This window comes from Lentzea aerocolonigenes, from assembly GCF_000955955.1.
Taxonomy (GTDB): domain Bacteria; phylum Actinomycetota; class Actinomycetes; order Mycobacteriales; family Pseudonocardiaceae; genus Lentzea; species Lentzea aerocolonigenes_A.
Genome location: NZ_JYJG01000329.1, coordinates 1 through 14198, shown reverse-complemented (window position 1 = coordinate 14198; position 14198 = coordinate 1). Strand labels below are relative to the sequence as shown.

Here is a 14198-nt window from a genome sequence, read left to right as displayed (position 1 = left end):
GACCATCGACCCCTGCAACCTGCAGTTGCTCTACCAGGGACGTGATCCCAACTCCGGCGGCGACTACGGTCTCCTGCCTTATCGGCCGGGCCTGTTGACGCTGCAACGCTGACCGCGGGCGCATTCGACGGTTCGACAATTCGAATTCGACAGAATCGGACCGTCGGAGAGTTTCGAAAAACTATCGAAACCTTTGACCGATCCTCGGAGAGCAGCACATGACCAAAACAAACGTTCGACAGTCCGGCCGCTTCGCATTGCTCGTCTGCGCGCTGGCCGCCGCGTTGCTGCCCGGCACCGCGAGCGCCGACGTGGTCGCCAACGCCACGTGCTCGAGCCAGACGGGAAGCAACGGCGGCTACTACTACTCGTTCTGGACCGACGGCGGCGGCCGGGTCTGCATGGACTTCGGCTCCGGCGGCAACTACAGCACGTCGTGGAGCAACGTCGGCAACTTCGTCGGCGGCAAGGGCTGGAGCAACGGTTCACGGCGGACCGTGAACTACTCGGGCAGCTTCAACCCGTCCGGCAACGCGTACCTGACGCTCTACGGGTGGACGTCGAACCCGCTCGTCGAGTACTACATCGTCGACAACTGGGGCACGTACCGGCCCACTGGCACGTACAAGGGCACCGTGACCAGCGACGGTGGCACGTACGACATCTACCAGACGATGCGCTACAACGCGCCCTCCGTCGAAGGCGTCAAGACGTTCCCGCAGTTCTGGAGCGTCCGGCAGCAGAAGCGGACGGGCGGATCCATCACCACCGGCAACCACTTCGACGCGTGGGGCCGGGCCGGCATGCGGCTCGGCAACTTCAGCTACTACATGATCCTCGCGACCGAGGGGTACCGGAGCAGCGGCAACTCCAACATCACCGTGAGGTGACGCTGCCGGCGGGCGGGCTCAGCCGATCTGGGTCAGCGCGAGCCCGCCCGCCATCAGCAACACGCACGCCAGCGTGTGCACGACCGGGTTGCGGACCAGCAGTGCCACGAACTCACGCAGGAAGGCGCTCGGCACGAAGTACCAGGCCGTCGGCGCGCCGATCACCTGCAGCCGCAACCCCTGCTTGCGCGACAGCACGGCCGTGCGGAACACGTGGTAGTTGTTCGTCACCGCGACGACCCGGCCGGTGTGCCCACGAGAGGCCAGCAACTCCTTGCTGTAGCGGAGGTTCTCCTCGGTCGTGGTCGCCTGGTCCTCCAGCACCACGTCGTCGTCGGGCACGCCGCGCTCGAGCAGGTACCGGCGCATCGCGAACGCCTCGGAGACCTCCTCGTCGGCGCCCTGCCCGCCGGACACGACGATGACCGGCGACCGGCCGGCCTCGCTGTCGCGCCGGTACAGCCGCAACGCGCGGTCGAGCCGGGACGCCAGCAGCGGCGGCACGCGGGATCCGACCAGGCCCGCGCCGAGCACCACGATGCCGTCGAACCCGCTGCGGCGCCCGGTGCGACCGTAGATCACCGAGTACAGCAGCAGGCTCACGAACAGGAACGCGATGTACGCGGACACCAGGAACAACCCGATCGCGCTGCCGCGGATCCAGTCGTTGGGCTGGCCGATGCCCCAGCCGAAGTAGATCATCTCGCCGATCAGCGCGAGACCGGCGAGCAACGACAGCAGGTTGCCCAGCGAACGGCCCTCGCGGCGGACCATGACCAGGCCGTTCGCCAGCAACGCCAAGGGCAGCAACAGCAGGCCGAGCACGGCGAGCATGAACGCGAGCAGCAGCGGCAGGCTCAGCACGGGGTTGTCCCGGCCGGCTTCGGCGAGCAGGAGCAGCAGCATCACCAGCGTGATGCCGAGCCAGACCGCGTTGCTCAGCCTGCGGCGGTCGCGCACCATCCCGTACACGAAGACCAACGCGGGGATGACGAACAGCAGGGCGGCCAGCACTGGCCCAGAGTAATACCGAAGATCACTCGCTGCTCTCGGGCTCCGCGCTTTCCCGCGGGGCAGGCTTCGGCCGCGGCCTCAGGCGCACCGCTCCCGCCGTGAGGTCGAGCGGTCCGGTCTCCTCGAAGTCCTCGCCGGTGCCGGAGTCCGTCGCCTCGCTGCGGAGCTTGCGTCCCGGGAACAACTCACCCAACTGTCCCATGCACTCGACCTTACCCCTGTGGAACAGGGCCCTAGAACAAGGCAATGAGCAGCACGATCAGGGCGATCGCGACCAGGATCGGGATCCACATCCCACGCTGCGGCCTGCGGTAGTGGCTGCGGACCGTGGTGGTGCGGAACCAGCTGTACGGGGCGCTGCGGCGGTGCCGTCGAACCCAGGGCATCCTCGACACTCCTTCAGTCGGTGGGCCCCTGGGATACCCCGATCGCGAGCCGGTCACGCACGCCTTCGAGTCCACCGGCCGCCACCCGCGGGTCGCCGATGTCGTTGCCGTACAGGACTTCGTGCCACGGCCCGAGCTGGTGCCAGATCAACGCACGCCGCCGCAGCTCGTCCGTTACCCCATATGCCGCAACGAGTGCGTCCACGAACTCCGGTGGGGTGGAGTGCAGCGCCCAGGCGAGGTCGATCGCCGCGTCGCCGATGTGCAGGTCGCCGAAGTCGATCACCCCGGTCAGCACGCCGTCACGGCCCAGCACGTGTTCGGGGCCGAGATCGCCGTGGACGAGCGTGTCCGCTGGCAGCCCGCCGATCTCGGCCAGCAGCTCGTCGCCGCCGGGAACCTGGACCTCCGCGCGGAAGCGTTCGACGGGCAACGTCATCGGGCCGACGCCTCGTTCAGCGGCCTCGGCGACCGGAACCGCGTGCAGTGCCCGCAGGAACTCCCCCAGCTGGCGGCCTTGCACAGCGTAGAGCGACGTCACTTCGGCGCCGGGCACCAGTTCGTGGCGCACCACCAGCGGATCGTCGGAGATCACCACGGGCACCGGGACCGGCAGCGGCAGCAGGGGTGCGAGCCAGGGCATCACCACCGACTCGCGCACCAGCTGCGGGCCGATCTCGGCGCGGCGCGGCCGTCGTTCCACCCAGCGGCCGCCGACCAGCTCGGCCGTGCTGTCCCAGCCCTCACCCAGGTACGTCACGGGGCCGATACTAAGTACGGCGTGCAGAATTCCGGGATGGCCGCCACCGTGTCCTCGAAGCTGCTGTCGCTGCTCGGCACGTTCGACTCCCGCCACCGCCGGCAGACCCTGAGCAGCATCGCGCGCCGCAGCGGCCTGCCGATCAGCACCACGCACCGGTTGCTGGCCGAGCTGGACGCCTGGGGTGCGGTGCGCAGGCTGGAGTCCGGTGAGTACGTCATCGGGCGGCGGATTTGGCGGCTCGGGCTGCTCGCGGCGGGCGAGGTCGACCTCAGCCGGGTCGCGGAGCCGTTCCTGCACGACATCCACGCGGCCACGCGCGCTGTCGTGCACCTGGCCATCCGCGAGGGCACCGAGGTCCTGTACCTCGATCGGGTGTCGGGGCACGCGTCGGTGCCGATCGTCAGCTCGACGGGCAGCAGGTTGCCGCTGCACTCGACCGGCGTGGGCAAGGTGCTGCTCGCGCACGCGCCCGCAGACGTGCAGGAAGACGTGCTGCTGCACCACCTCACGCGGGTCACGGCCTACACGGTGACCGAGCCGGGCCGCATGCGGGCGCAGCTGCACCGGATCCGGCGCGACGGGTACGCGCAGACGTTCGAGGAGATGACGCTCGGAGCGTGCTCGGTCGCGGTGCCGGTCGAAGTGGACGGACAGGTCGTGGCGGCGCTCGGCATCGTGGTGCCCGATCTGCGCAACATACGCGGACGGCTGGTGGCGGCGTTGCAGGTGGCGGCGCGCGGTATCGGACGCACGCTGGACCCCGGTTTCCATCCACCGGAAATTGGACCTGGTGCCGAGCGCGCTTGAGCGATTGAATCTTCAACCGTGGCAAGCGAAAAGCGTCAGCTATTCATCGGCGGCGAAAGCGTTCCCAGTGTGGACGGCCGCACCACTGAAGACCTCAACCCGTTCACGGGTGAGGTGTACGCCGTCATCGCCGCTGCTGGAGCAGCGGACGTGACGCGTGCGGTCGACGCGGCGCAGGAGGCGTTCGCGGAGTGGGCGGCGACCTCCCCCTCCGCCCGGCGCAAGATCCTGCTGCGCGCGGCGGACGAGTTGGAGAAGCGGACGCCGGAGGCCATCGCGCTGATGGCGCAGGAGGTCGGCGGCGTCGCCGGGTGGGCCGGCTTCAACGTCATGCTGGCCGCCAACATGTTGCGCGAGGCCGCCGCGGCCGCCACCGCGCCCATCGGCGAGGTGCTGACCACGGACACGCCGGGCCAGCTGTCGCTCGCGGTGCGCGAACCGCTCGGCGTGGTGGCGGCGATCTCGCCGTGGAACGCGCCGATCATCCTCAGCACGCGTGCCGTCGCGGCGCCGCTCGCCGCGGGCAACACCGTGGTGCTCAAGCCCAGCGAGGACGCGCCGATCGCGGCCGGCCACTTCATCGCCGACGTGCTGCACGAGGCCGGGTTGCCGGCCGGCGTGCTCAACGTGGTGACGAACGCGCCCTCCGACGCCGCCGAGGTGGCGGGTGCGCTGATCGCCGATCCTCGCGTGCGTGCGGTGAACTTCACCGGGTCGACCGAGGTCGGCCGGATCATCGGAACCCTTGCCGCGCAACACCTCAAGCCCGCCGTGCTGGAGCTCGGCGGCAAGAACTCGTTGCTGGTGCTGGATGACGCCGACCTCGACCACGCGGTGCAGGCGGCGACGTTCAGCGCCTTCTTCAACGCAGGTCAGATCTGCATGTCGGCCGACCGGATCCTGGTGCACCAGGCGGTGGCGGAGGAGTTCACCGCGAAGCTCGCCGCCAAGGTCTCCTCGCTCCCCCACGGCGACCCCGCCGATCCCGGCACGGTGATCGGCCCGGTGATCACCGCGCGCGCGGCGTCCCGGGTGGCCGCGCTGGTCGACGAGGCCGTCGACGCGGGCGCTCGCGTGCGGGCGGGTGGTGACGGCGCCGCGACCGTGCTGGACAACGTCACCCCGGCCATGCGCATCTTCCAGGAGGAGATCTTCGGCCCGGCCGTCGTCGTGACCGCGGTCGCGGACGACGACGAGGCCGTCGCCATCGCCAACGACACCGAGCACGGCCTCACCGCCGGCATCCTCACCGAGGACTCGCGGCGCGGCCTCGCCCTGGCGCGCCGGATCCGCACGGGCATCGTGCACGTCGGCAACCAGACCGTGGACGACGAACCCCAGGCGCCGTTCGGTGGCGTCAAAGCCAGCGGTTACGGCAGGTTCGGTGGCAGGTGGGGCATCGAGGCGTTCTCGGCCACCCGCTGGGTCACCGTCGCCTCGGAACACGGTCACTTCCCGATCTGACCCCTAACTGGAGATCAGGCCCGCTTCGTGCGCGACGATCGCCGCCTGCACCCGGTTCTCCGCCCCGAGCCGGGTCAGGATGGCGCTCACGTGCCCCTTCACCGTGCCTTCGACGAGCTCCAGCCGCCTGGCGATCTGCGCGTTCGACAGGCCCTCGCCGAGCAACGCCAGCACGTCCCGTTCCCGCGCGGTCAACGTCTCCACGCGGGAACGGGCCTCGCTGACCCGCCCGCCGCGGAACCTCGCGATCATCCGCGCGGCGACCTTGGGTGCCAGGTAGGCGCCACCGGACGCCAGCGCGTGCACACCCGCGATCAGTTCGCGCGGATCCCCCGACTTCAGCAGGAATCCGCGCGCACCGCCGTCGAGGGCCTGTTCCAGGTAGCCCTCGTCGTTGAACGTCGTCAGCATCGCGACACCGAACCCCAGCCGTGCCAGCTCGCGAGCCGCTTCGAGCCCGTCGAGACGGGGCATCCGGATGTCCAGCAACACCACGTCTGGCCGGTGCTTCAACGCCAGGTCGATCGCCTCACGACCGTCACCGGCCTCCGCGACGACCTCGATCGACGGATCCGAACCGAGGATGGCGCGCACACCCGCGCGCACCATCGCCTCGTCATCCGCGAGCAGTACCCGAATCACGTCTCCCCCGTGTGCGGCAGCGTCGCCACCAGCTCGAACTTGCCGTCGTCACGGCTGGTCCGGAGCGTACCGCCGGCGAGCCGCACCCGTTCGCGCAGCGCGATCAGGCCCAGCCGGCTGCCCGCTCCCCGCCGCAGCCCGAGATCGTTGCGGGCCTCCACCACCGTGGTGTCGTCCGCCGTCGTCACCTTCAGCGCCAGCAAGGACTTCGGCGCGTGCTTGGCGGCGTTCGTCAGCGACTCCTGGACCACCCGGTGCACCGCTCGCTCCACAGTGGACGGAATCCCGCCGGTCACGCTGAACTCGACCCGCAGGCCCGACGCCACCGCGCGATCCACCAGGTCCCGCAGGTCGACCACGGTGAGCGGATCCCCGTCCCGCAGCAGGAACACCAGGTCCGCCAACCGTTCCGTGGCGTCCGAGGCGGCCACCCGGAGCTGCGCGGCCGCGGCCTGGTGCTCGGCGGGCAGGTTCATCTCCAGCGCGCCCGCCTGCAACGCGATCAGGCTCAGCTCGTGCCCGAGCGTGTCGTGCACCTCGTGCGCGATCCGGGTGCGTTCGCGCAGGTGAGCGGCCTCCACGTGGGACGCGGCCAGAGCTGCCTGCTGCTGGGCGACCCGGCCGAGGATCCACGGCAGGGTCACCGCCAGCAACACCACGACGAGGTGGGTGAGCGAGAGCCAGGCCGCGGCGATGAACATCATCAGCGGCCAGCCTGGTTCCATCCGGCGACCGAGCCAGAAGGCTGCGATGAACACCACGGCGCACACCGCGACCGTCCACGGCGGCACGGTGTGGACCATGAAGAGCGACATGACGAAGGCGGTGATGACGCACACCGCGAGCGCCACGATCCTCATCGCGACCATCTGACGACCCCCACGCTGATGTTCATCACGCTGGACACCACCAACCACACCACGAGCGGCAGCGAGTAGTGCGCCAGCTGGAAGAACGTGATGTCCCGCCCACCGCCGTACAGCAGCCCGAGCAGCGCCGGCAGCGCGAGCAGTATGCCGAGCGGCACGAGCCTGAGCACCTGCCACGCCCTCGGCAGCTTCCGCGGCCGCCGCACCGCCCGGATCCCGAGCAGCAGCGACGACAGCGTCAGACCGGCCAGCAGCAGATCGATCGGCAGCCGGTACGACGAGGGCTCCGGCGGCGACTTGCCGTCGACGATGTCCGCGATTCCGTTCTCCAAGGCATAAGTTCCCTCATTCCCGAGTGTGACGCCGCTGTTGGACATCACCGCGATGCCGTAACCGGACGGCGTCAGCACCTGTCCGGCCGTGCTGGTGAACCAGATCCCGTTGTGCCGCAGCCGCTGCTGCGCGTCGGCCTGCCACCCCATGCCGTCCCCAGGTGCGAGCTTCGGCTGCGCCGCCAGCCACTTCGCCATGTCCGCGGCGGTGGTGATCACACCGTCCGACCCCGCCACGAACCGCTCCGGTTCGGTCGTCGCGACCGAGAACCCGTACGCGTAGCCGTAACCGCGCTGATAGTCCGATGGCAGATCGCGCGGCGTCACGTCGATCGCGACCGTCTCCCGCATGTCCAACGGCTCGAAGATGTGCTTCCGCAGATAGGAGTTGAAGTCCTCTCCGGACGCGAGCTCGACCAGTCGCGCGGCCAGGTGGTAGTTCGTGTTGGTGTACCGGAACTGGCCGTCGGGCACGGCCGACCGCAACACCTCCTGAGCCCGCTCCACCGCTCCCTCAGCCGAAGAGGGTTGCGGCAGGCTCTTCTCCGGCAAAGTGCGGTCGCTGATCCCCGACGTGTGGGACAACAGTTGCCGCGGCGTGACCCGCGAGGAGAACACCGGCTGGTCCAGATCGATCTTGCCCGCGTCCGCGAGCTGCCGGACCGCCAGCGCCGTGAACGACTTGCTGACCGACGCGATCGCCATCTTCGTGTGCTCGGTCATCGGCGCGCCGGAGGAGTCGTGCCCGAAGCCCTGGACGGCGACCACCTGATCGCCCTTGGTGATCGCCACCGAGACGCCGGGGAACGAGGCCTCACCCATGTACGTGGAAACGAACAGCGCCAGCGCTGCACCCCATATGTTCATGGGACCGAACGTAAGGATCACGAACGGCGAAAACCCGACCCGAAAGACAGAGCGGACCCCCGACGAAAGTCAGGGGTCCGCTCTCACAGCAGGAATCAGTGCCCGGCGGCCATCTCGGCGGCCAGCCTGTCGTCACCGCTCTGCTCCTTGAGCGGCTTCTCCTTGATGAACAGCACAGCGAGCAGTGCCAGCACCGCGAACGGCGCGCCCACCAGGAACAGCTCCGCGGTGGCGGTGGCGTAGATGTCCGCGATCACGGCCTTGATCTCGGGCGGCAGCACCGAGAGGTCCGGCACCTTGGCCTCACCGTCCGTGCCGCCCATGGGCCCGAACTTCTCCGCGGCCAGCGACGACACCTTGCTCGCCAGCACCGCGCCCAGAGCCGACACACCGATCGCACCGCCCAGCGAGCGGAAGAACGTCAGCGTCGACGTCGTGGCGCCGAGATCCTTGGCGGGCACGTCGTTCTGCGCGGCGAGGACCAGGTTCTGCATCATCAGACCCACGCCGACGCCGAGCACGAACATGTCCACCGACACCATGAACACCGTGGTCTGAGAGGTGATCGTGGACAGCAGCAGCATGCCGCCGACCATGACCACACCACCGGCGACGAGGAACGCCTTCCACTTGCCGTACTTTGTGATCAGCTGGCCGGCCACAGTGGACGAGACGAGCAGGCCGAAGATGAGCGGCAGCCCCAGCAGACCGGCCTGCGTCGGCGTCTTGCCGAGCGCCAGCTGGAAGTACTGCGAGAGGAACACCGTGCCACCGAACATCGCCACACCGACCAACGCGCTCGCGACGGTCGCCAGCGCGACGGTGCGGTTGCGGAAGATCGACAGCGGCACGATCGGGTCGTGCGCGGTGGCCTCGACGCGGACGGCCGCCACGAGCAGCAGAACACCCAGCGACACCAGGCCCGCGGTCCAGCCCGACCACCAGTCGAACTTCTGACCGGCGAGCGACGACCAGATCAGCAGCGTCGAGACACCGGAGACGATCAGGAACGCGCCCAGGTAGTCGATCTTCGTCTCCCGCTTCTGCACGACCGGCAGGTGCAGGGTGCGCTGGAGCAGGTAGATCGCGGCGATGGTGAACGGGATGCCGATGAAGAAGCACCAGCGCCAGCCCAGCCACGACGTGTCGACGAGCAGGCCGCCGATCAGCGGGCCCGCGACGGTACCGACGCCGAACACCGCGCCGAACATGCCGGAGTACTTGCCGAGCTCACGCGGCGGGATCATCGCGGCCATCACGACCGTCGCGAGCGCGGTGACACCACCGGCACCCAGACCCTGCACGACCCGGCTGACGATGAGCATCTCGATGTTCTGCGAGAAGCCCGCGATCAGCGAGCCGACCACGAACAGGCTGAGCGACACCTGGATCAGCAGCTTGCGGTTGTAGAGGTCGGCGAGCTTGCCCCACAACGGCACGGTCGCGGTCATCGCGAGCAGCTCGGTCGTCACGATCCAGGCGAAGATCGACTGCGAGCCCTTGAGCTCGGCCACGATGCGCGGCAACGCGTTCGAGACGATGGTGCTCGCGAGGATCGACACGAACATGCCGAGCATCAGGCCCCACATGGCCTGCACGACTTCGCGTTTGCTGTGGATCGGTGCTACCTCGGTTTGCGGCACTTCGGTTTCGGCGCTCATGAGGTTCCCCCTTCGTGGTGGTGCGGCGGCACGTGAACCAGCCCGGTGCCGAACAGGTCGAGCGCTTCGCCGACGAGGTCACCCAACGCGACGTTGTCGTCGAGAGCCCAGCGAGTTACCGCACAGCGGAACGCGGCGCTCCCGGCGGCGACGACGAGCCGCGGGTACAGGTGGGACTCGGGCAGCCCCGCCCGCTCACCCACCGCGGCCGCGAGCAGCTGCTCGGACTCCGCACTGTTGGCGAACGCGCGGACCAGCAGGTCCGGCCGCTGCATCAGCACTTCCTTGCGCAGCAGCCACAGGTCACGGGCGTTGTTCAGCTCGTCGGTGATCTCGGCGAGGACCGACTGCCGGTACGCCTCGAACGGCGAGACCCCGTCCGCGGCGGACGTGATGCGCTCGGCCATGCGCGGGCCCGCCTCGGGGTCCGCGCCGATCAGCGCCTCGTCCTTGCTCGCGAAGTAGTTGAAGAACGTGCGCACCGAGACGTCGGCCTCGGCGGCGATCTCCTCCACGGTGACGTGGTCGTAGCCCCTCTCGGCGGCGAGACGCACCGTCGCCCGCTCGAGCGCCGCACGCGTGCGGCGCTTCTTGCGGTCGCGCAGGCTCTCCCCCGACTGGTTCACGAGCTCACAGTACGGAGGTTTTTGCAGTCACTGCAAGTTTGCAGTGTGTGAAGTACACAACGCCGAGCGTAGCTATGACCAGGGGGTCTTCGGCTTCTCCTGGAGCTCACCGTCGATGAAGAGGTCGACCTTCTCGCTGTAGAAGCACGCGAGCCCTGCGACCTTCTGGCTCTCCGGCAGCGGCGCCCGGTAGATCCACACGAGGTCCTCGTGCAGCTTGCCGTTCACCTCGACCGACCAGTACGTGGCCGTTCCCTTGTACGGGCAGTGCGTCTGGGTGTCCGACGGCCTGAGCAGATCGGACCGCACGTCGCTCAACGGCAGGTAGTAGCGCGGCGGAAGGCTCGTCTCGAACAGGATCCGGGGCTGTGACGAGGCAGCGAGGGTCACGCCGTCGAGCGCGACTCGCACGTGCCGCGAACTGCCGAGCACGTCGACGCGCTTGTACGGGTCACGCGGGTGCACGTAGATGGGCTCGTCCTCCTCGAGCCACTCGTCCATCGCCGCGAACTCGAACCGGACGAGGTCGCGCAGCTCCTCGACCGGCGAGTCCGGGTACGTCAACGCGGCGCCCTCGGCCGTGCCGCCTGCGGTGACGACGTCGTGGAGGACACCCTCACCCCGGCTCGGCGAGTGCTTGGTCTCCCCCGTCTGCTTCAGCTCGGCCCTGACCGAGGAAAGCGGCAGGTAGTAGGCCGGGTAGTACGGGATCTCCCAGACCAGCCGCGGCGAGGTCGTGTCCGCGACCAGCTCGCCACCGAAGAACGCACGGACCCGCTTCGCCGAGTGTTCGACCCTGACCCGGCCACGCTGCTCGTTGCCCATGTCCCATACCAACACGGGACGACGCGCGAGGCTTCCTCAGATCAAGCGTTTCCGTCGAACAGGCTGGTCACCGAGCCGTCCTCGAAGACCTCCTGGATCGCGCGAGCGAGCAGCGGCGCGATGCTCAGCACCGTCAGCCCCTGGAACCGCTTCTCGTGCGGGATCGGCAGGGTGTCGGTGAGGATCACCTCGCGGGCCTTGCTGGCGATCAGCCGGTCGTACGCGTCGCCGGACAGCACGCCGTGCGTGGCCACGAGTACGACGTCCTTCGCGCCCTGCTCCAGCAACTGCCGCGCGGCACCCGTGCTCGTCATCGCCGTGTCGATCATGTCGTCGACCACGACGCACGTGCGGCCCTCGACGTCACCGACCACGCGGTTGGCCATGACCTCGTTGGGGCGCAACGGATCACGCGTCTTGTGGATGAACGCGATCGGGCACCCGCCCATCAGGTCGGCCCACTTCTCGGCCAGCCGGGTGCGACCGGCGTCCGGCGAGACGATCGTGAGATCCTCGCCCTGGTACCGCCCCCGGACGTGGTCGGCGAGCAGCCACATCGCGTGCAGGTGGTCGACCGGGCCGTCGAAGAAGCCCTGCGCCTGCGCGGTGTGCAGGTCGACCGTGACGATCCGGTCCGCGCCGGCCGTGGAGAACATGTTCGCGACCAGCCGTGCCGAAATCGGTTCACGTCCGGCGTACTTGCGGTCCTGGCGCGCGTAGGGAAACGACGGCACGACCGCGGTGATCCTCTTGGCCGAGGCGCGTTTCAGCGCGTCGACCATCAGCAGTTGCTCCATCAGCCAGTCGTTGATGGGCGCGCTGTGGCTCTGCATGACGAACGCGTCCGCGCCGCGCACCGACTCCTCGAACCTGACGAAGATCTCGCCGTTCGCGAAGTCGTAGGCCGACTGCGGTGTGATGGCGACGCCGACGTGCTTGGCGACCGCCTCGGCGAGCTCCGGGTGCGCCCTGCCGGAGAGCAGGATGAGCTGCCGTTTCGCGATGCCCGGCTTGCCACTGACCACGTCACGCTCCACGTTCGTCCGGTGAGGAACCCGATGGTTCAGCATCACGGCGAGATCACGCAAACGGTACGTCCGGCCGGTGAGATTCCACGTTGCCGAGCATTTCTGCGTACCCCCATCGGGCACACCCACACGTAGTCACGCAGCAGGTACGAGATACCACCCTCGGTATAAATCGGCCGATTCGGATTCACCTCTTGGGGTACGTCGAGTGTGATTTCTTGATCAGCGTGCTTGATGGGTCAATGATCATGCCTACGCTCCTGCCATGCCTGCAGACCAGGACACCCCCGGACCGACACAGTCGGCACCACCACCGGGCCCGATCGTGATGAGCACGCCGATCCACGACCAGATCGCGGACCGGCTGGGAGTTCGCCAAAAGCACCGGCGACCGGACTGACCCCGCTTGGGACAACACGACGTTCGGCGGTCGACGACACCTGTCGCGGACAGGTAGGAATGGCCCCTCTGCGCACAAGAGGGGAGCTTGCCGATGCGTTTCACCGTGCTCGCCGCGGCGGCCGCGCTGCTGGTCACCGGGGCACCTGTCGCACTGGCGGAGCCGGGAGTGCCGCGGATCGCCTGGGAGGCGTGCGGACCGGAACACCCCGGCTTCGAGTGCGCCTCCGTGAAGGTGCCGCTGGACTACGACAACCCCCGCGGCGCGACCACTTCGGTGGCGTTGGCGCGCAAACCCGCCACGGACGAGGCGCACCGGATCGGGTCGCTGTTCCTGAACCCCGGCGGACCTGGCGGCTCGGGCGTGGACTTCGCACTGGGATCGGGCGACAGGATCTCGGCCGATCTGCAGGGCCGGTTCGACGTGGTGGGCTTCGACCCGCGCGGGATCGGCCGGTCGGATCCGTTGCACTGCTTTGCCGGCCAAGCCGACCTGGACAAGTTCTTCGAGGGCGTGCCCGGCTTCCCGTACCAGGCCGCGCAGGAACGGCCGTTCTTCGACCGGTACCGCTCGCTCGGACCGGAGTGCCAGGACGACCAGAGGATCGCGCGGCACATGAGCACCGCGGACGTCGCGCGGGACCTGGACCTGCTGCGCCGCGCGGTCGGTGACCGCAAGATCTCGTACCTCGGCTTCTCGTACGGCACCTTCCTCGGCGCCACCTACGCGAACCTGTTCCCGAACAACATCCGCGCACTGGTGATCGACGGTGTGCTGAACTCGGAGCTGTGGTCGAGCGGGCGGCAGGTCGAGTCGGACCGGATCGCGACGAAGGAGGAGTTCCGCGAGTTCCTGCGCAACTGCGACGAGGCGAAGTGCGTCTTCGGCCCTCAGTCTGAGAAGCGCTGGAACGCGTTGCTGGCTTCCGTGCGGGCCAAGCCGATCCAGCTCGGCGACGATGTCTACACCTACGACGCCGTGATCAACGCGGCGATCGGCGCGATGTACAACCCGCGTGACTGGCCGGATGCGGCCGCCCTGTTCGACCAGCTGTCGGATGCGTCTTCATCGAGTGCTGTTTCCGTTGCGGCGGAACCGGATTACGAGAACGGCTTCGACGCCTACAACGGCAACGTGTGCGCGGACATCGAGTTCCCGCGCGGGTTCGACGCCTACCGCGCGACTGCTCGTTACGCCGCAGCGGGTTCGGAGTTCGGCCCGGCGTGGTGGTGGAGCAACGCGGCGTGCGCGAACTGGCCCGTGAACGCCGACCGGTTCGCCGGACCGTGGCGCACGAAGACCAACGCGCCGGTTCTGGTGGTGGGCAACCACTTCGACGGCGTGACGGACTTCCGCGGCGCCCAGGCGGTGAACCGACAGATCGCCGGAAGCCGTTTGCTGGCTTACGCAGGTTGGGGCCACACCGCTTACGGCTTGAGCAAGTGCGCCTCGGACTACACCAACGCGTACCTGCTCAACGGCGCGCTCCCACCAGTCGGCACCGTCTGCCCGGCCAACCCGAACCCGTTCCTGCCCACCACGGCCATCGCCGAACCGCTCTTCCAGCCCACCCGGCGCTGACGTCCCTGGCTTTTCGGCGTCTGCAAGTACCACCAACTCGCAG

General features: G+C 68.6%; 16 protein-coding genes. 5 read left to right on the top strand and 11 right to left on the bottom strand.

Translation table 11 applies throughout. The features are described 5' to 3' along the window. The first annotated feature begins 218 nt into the window (after nt 1-218). Nucleotides 219-890, top strand: a complete 672-nt coding sequence (locus tag UK23_RS35790; protein WP_045316181.1) for a glycoside hydrolase family 11 protein — start codon at nt 219-221, stop codon at nt 888-890. Nucleotides 891-908: 18 nt separating this feature from the next. On the opposite strand, the gene UK23_RS35785 is transcribed toward UK23_RS35790, so the two are convergent. The 4 genes from UK23_RS35785 to UK23_RS35775 are packed head-to-tail and all read right to left on the bottom strand — an operon-like array spanning nt 909 to nt 3050. Next, nucleotides 909-1904, bottom strand: a complete 996-nt coding sequence (locus UK23_RS35785) for a YdcF family protein (protein ID WP_045316180.1) — start codon at nt 1902-1904, stop codon at nt 909-911. Between the two features lie 22 nt (nt 1905-1926). Further along, nucleotides 1927-2106 (bottom strand): hypothetical protein, encoded by a 180-nt coding sequence (locus UK23_RS35780; RefSeq protein ID WP_045316179.1) that lies wholly within the window; start codon nt 2104-2106, stop codon nt 1927-1929. Between the two features lie 31 nt (nt 2107-2137). Then, the gene (locus UK23_RS53145; RefSeq protein ID WP_196778040.1) at nt 2138-2290 is read right to left on the bottom strand and encodes a hypothetical protein; all 153 of its coding nucleotides are present in this window, start codon (nt 2288-2290) and stop codon (nt 2138-2140) included. A 13-nt stretch (nt 2291-2303) separates the two neighbouring features. Next, on the bottom strand, nt 2304-3050 hold the full coding sequence (locus UK23_RS35775) for a phosphotransferase (protein WP_045316178.1): 747 nt from the start codon (nt 3048-3050) through the stop codon (nt 2304-2306). Nucleotides 3051-3086: 36 nt separating this feature from the next. Between UK23_RS35775 and UK23_RS35770 the strand changes: the two genes are divergently transcribed. After that, nucleotides 3087-3860, top strand: a complete 774-nt coding sequence (locus tag UK23_RS35770) for an IclR family transcriptional regulator (protein WP_045316177.1) — start codon at nt 3087-3089, stop codon at nt 3858-3860. An 18-nt stretch (nt 3861-3878) separates the two neighbouring features. After that, nucleotides 3879-5324: an aldehyde dehydrogenase family protein gene (locus UK23_RS35765; protein ID WP_045316176.1), complete on the top strand. Its 1446-nt coding sequence runs from the start codon at nt 3879-3881 to the stop codon at nt 5322-5324. A gap of 3 nt (nt 5325-5327) precedes the next feature. On the opposite strand, the gene UK23_RS35760 is transcribed toward UK23_RS35765, so the two are convergent. From UK23_RS35760 to UK23_RS35730, 7 genes are all read right to left on the bottom strand, one after another. Then, entirely contained in the window at nt 5328-5966 is a 639-nt protein-coding gene (locus UK23_RS35760; RefSeq protein WP_045316175.1) for a response regulator, read from the bottom strand. Beyond that, nucleotides 5963-6826: a sensor histidine kinase gene (locus tag UK23_RS35755; RefSeq protein ID WP_231114830.1), complete on the bottom strand. Its 864-nt coding sequence runs from the start codon at nt 6824-6826 to the stop codon at nt 5963-5965. The genes UK23_RS35760 and UK23_RS35755 overlap by 4 nt, the downstream gene beginning before the upstream one ends. Beyond that, a complete protein-coding gene (locus UK23_RS35750; RefSeq protein ID WP_052685363.1) occupies nt 6823-8034 on the bottom strand; it encodes a serine hydrolase domain-containing protein in 1212 nt (403 codons plus the stop codon). The genes UK23_RS35755 and UK23_RS35750 overlap by 4 nt, the downstream gene beginning before the upstream one ends. Nucleotides 8035-8129: 95 nt before the next feature. Further along, entirely contained in the window at nt 8130-9695 is a 1566-nt protein-coding gene (locus UK23_RS35745; protein WP_045316173.1) for an MDR family MFS transporter, read from the bottom strand. Next, a complete protein-coding gene (locus UK23_RS35740) occupies nt 9692-10321 on the bottom strand; it encodes a TetR/AcrR family transcriptional regulator (RefSeq protein WP_045316172.1) in 630 nt (209 codons plus the stop codon). The genes UK23_RS35745 and UK23_RS35740 overlap by 4 nt, the downstream gene beginning before the upstream one ends. A 72-nt stretch (nt 10322-10393) precedes the next feature. Continuing rightward, nucleotides 10394-11146, bottom strand: a complete 753-nt coding sequence (locus UK23_RS35735) for a DUF427 domain-containing protein (protein WP_045316171.1) — start codon at nt 11144-11146, stop codon at nt 10394-10396. 41 nt (nt 11147-11187) lie between these two features. Continuing rightward, nucleotides 11188-12171: a ribose-phosphate diphosphokinase gene (locus UK23_RS35730; RefSeq protein WP_231114829.1), complete on the bottom strand. Its 984-nt coding sequence runs from the start codon at nt 12169-12171 to the stop codon at nt 11188-11190. A 268-nt stretch (nt 12172-12439) separates the two neighbouring features. Here UK23_RS35730 and UK23_RS54685 point away from each other — a divergent pair, with 268 nt between their 5' ends. Then, entirely contained in the window at nt 12440-12574 is a 135-nt protein-coding gene (locus tag UK23_RS54685; RefSeq protein ID WP_269112328.1) for a hypothetical protein, read from the top strand. 93 nt (nt 12575-12667) lie between these two features. Continuing rightward, nucleotides 12668-14155 (top strand): alpha/beta hydrolase, encoded by a 1488-nt coding sequence (locus tag UK23_RS35725; RefSeq protein WP_052685362.1) that lies wholly within the window; start codon nt 12668-12670, stop codon nt 14153-14155. Nucleotides 14156-14198: the final 43 nt, after the last annotated feature.

Excerpts from the sequence above, each read along its gene's own strand:
- UK23_RS54685 (WP_269112328.1), top strand. The coding sequence starts at position 12,440 with ATGCCTGCAGACCAGGACACCCCCGGACCGACACAGTCGGCACCACCA.
- UK23_RS35735 (WP_045316171.1), bottom strand. The coding sequence starts at position 11,146 with ATGGGCAACGAGCAGCGTGGCCGGGTCAGGGTCGAACACTCGGCGAAG.
- UK23_RS35725 (WP_052685362.1), top strand. The coding sequence starts at position 12,668 with ATGCGTTTCACCGTGCTCGCCGCGGCGGCCGCGCTGCTGGTCACCGGG.
- UK23_RS35750 (WP_052685363.1), bottom strand. The coding sequence starts at position 8,034 with ATGAACATATGGGGTGCAGCGCTGGCGCTGTTCGTTTCCACGTACATG.
- UK23_RS35745 (WP_045316173.1), bottom strand. The coding sequence starts at position 9,695 with ATGAGCGCCGAAACCGAAGTGCCGCAAACCGAGGTAGCACCGATCCAC.
- UK23_RS35770 (WP_045316177.1), top strand. The coding sequence starts at position 3,087 with ATGGCCGCCACCGTGTCCTCGAAGCTGCTGTCGCTGCTCGGCACGTTC.
- UK23_RS35755 (WP_231114830.1), bottom strand. The coding sequence starts at position 6,826 with ATGAGGATCGTGGCGCTCGCGGTGTGCGTCATCACCGCCTTCGTCATG.
- UK23_RS35780 (WP_045316179.1), bottom strand. The coding sequence starts at position 2,106 with ATGGGACAGTTGGGTGAGTTGTTCCCGGGACGCAAGCTCCGCAGCGAG.
- UK23_RS53145 (WP_196778040.1), bottom strand. The coding sequence starts at position 2,290 with ATGCCCTGGGTTCGACGGCACCGCCGCAGCGCCCCGTACAGCTGGTTC.
- UK23_RS35790 (WP_045316181.1), top strand. The coding sequence starts at position 219 with ATGACCAAAACAAACGTTCGACAGTCCGGCCGCTTCGCATTGCTCGTC.